The organism is Caballeronia sp. BR00000012568055 (genome assembly GCF_029439455.1).
Classification (GTDB): domain Bacteria; phylum Pseudomonadota; class Gammaproteobacteria; order Burkholderiales; family Burkholderiaceae; genus Caballeronia.
In genome coordinates this window covers 1-2171 of record NZ_JAQFVG010000102.1, presented here as the reverse complement: position 1 = coordinate 2171, position 2171 = coordinate 1, and the positions used below count along the sequence as shown (strand labels likewise).

Here is a 2171-nt window from a genome sequence, read left to right as displayed (position 1 = left end):
GCAACGTTCGGTGATGTATAGCACCGTCTGACCACGCTCGACGGCATAGCGCCCGCTAAAGGTTCGATGCTCGACTTCATCGACGAATTTGCGGCAATTGCCTTCACGATGAATGGCGAGCCTGCCTTGATCGATAGCGATATCCAGCTTGCCTGCGTTGAACGTGCCGACAAAGACGACTTTCTTTGCAGCCTGACTGATATTGATAAAGCCGCCCGCGCCCGCAAGTTTAGGCCCGAATTTACTGACGTTTAGATTGCCTTGGCGGTCCGCTTGCGCCAGCCCTAAGAATGCAATGTCCAGACCGCCACCATCGTAAAAGTCGAATTGATATGGTTGATCGATAATGGCCTGCGTATTCGTTGCCGCGCCGAAATTCAATCCGCCCGCCGGAATGCCGCCGATTACGCCCGGCTCCGTGGTCATGGTGAAGAGATCGATCACCTGCTCTTCGTTCGCAACGCTTGCAATACCCTCCGGCATGCCGATACCCAGATTGACCACGCTGTTCGCCATCAATTCGAAGGCCGCACGCCGTGCAATGATCTTGCGTTCGTTTAGCGCCATCGGTGCGATCGAACTTGCGGCGACTCGCAATTCGCTTGAATAAGCCGCGTTATAAGGCTCGCCAAACGTCTGCCAGTGATGCTCCGCTTGCGCGACGACCACGCAATCCACCATGACGCCGGGAATCTTGACCTGACGCGAATTGAGCGTGTTCGACTCCGCCAGCCGTTCCACTTGCGCAATCACGATCCCGCCTGAATTGCGTGCGGCCATGGCGATCGCCAGCCCTTCGAGCGTCAGCGCTTCCTTCTCCATCGTGATGTTGCCGTTCATATCCGCAGTCGTGCCGCGCACGATGGCCACATCGATCGGAAACGCTTTGTAGTACAGATATTCCGTGCCGTCGATCGACATGACCCGCACGATATCTTCCGTCGTGCGCGCATTGAGCTTGCCGCCTCCATTGCGCGGATCGACGAACGTGCCGAGTCCGACGGTCGACAATTGCCCAGGCCGATGCGCGGCGATATCGCGGAACAATTGCGAAATCACGCCTTGCGGCAAGTTATAGGCTTCGATGCGGTTATCGATCGCGAGCTTCTGCAATCCCGGCACAAGTCCCCAATGCCCGCCGATCACACGCTTGATCAACCCCTCGTGCGCAAGATGATTCAGCCCTTTGACGCGGCCATCGCCCTGACCGGCTGCATATACAAGCGTGAGATCTGCAATCGGCTCATCGCCTTCCTTCGCTTGCTCTCGCGCCTCAAGAAAGCGCTTTTCGAGCGCGATGGCAATCTCTTCCGCAAAGCCGATACCGACAAATCCGCTGGTCGCAATCGTATTGCCCGATCGAATCAGCCGCACAGCTTCAGCCGCAGTGACGATCTTGCCTCGCTCGACATGGCGCGTGGCTGATTGAAATGTCTGGCGAGCCTGGTTGTGGTTGAAGCTCATAGCGTCTCCTGCGCCACGCGTTCAGGCGGCGCTTATAACGGTCTATACGGCCTTCAAATTAAATTTCGATACGCGCGCCCAACTCGATAACGCGATCGGCAGGCAGACGCAAATAAGCCGCTACATTGCCCACGTTGTGCAACATGATCGCGAAGAGTCGCTCGCGCCATAGCGCCATGCCCGTTCCCGGCGTCGGAACAACCGTAGCGCGCGAAAGAAAGTACGAGATGGTCGATCGATCGAATTTAAGCCCGGAGCCACGGCATTTTTCAAGCGCGGCGGGAAGATCGACTTCGTCTTTGAAGCCGTAGGTCACCGTAAGCTGAAAACAGCCGTCGCCGAGGACTTCGAGCTTCATGCGCCGCGACTCTTCGACGAAAGGCACGGGCGCGCTCGCCACGGTCAAAAACACCACGTGCTCGTGCAACACACGGTTATGCATCAAATTGTTGAGCAGCGAATGCGGTACGCCATTCGGGTCCGGCGACATGAAAATAGCGGTCCCCTCGACGCGTACAGGCTTTTTAGCAACGAGCGAAGCGAGAAACGGCTTAAGCGGCGTGGTGCCGGCACGCGTGTGGGCCTCTTGCGTCATCATTTCCGATCCGCGCCCCCACGTCGCCATGATCGTGAACATAGCGAGACCCATTGCTAACGGGAACCATCCGCCTTCGCGAATCTTGAGCAGATTGGCGGAGAAGAACAGC

Annotated in this window: 2 protein-coding genes; both read right to left on the bottom strand. The window is 57.3% G+C overall.

Features of this window, described 5'->3' with window-relative positions; genetic code table 11:
* The coding region (locus P7F28_RS06230) for an acyl CoA:acetate/3-ketoacid CoA transferase (protein WP_277183620.1) at window positions 1–1464 on the bottom strand (1464 nt) is incomplete at its 3' end.
* Window positions 1465–1522: 58 nt separating this feature from the next.
* On the bottom strand, window positions 1523–2171 hold a 649-nt coding region (locus tag P7F28_RS06225), incomplete at its 5' end, for a KUP/HAK/KT family potassium transporter (protein ID WP_277183618.1).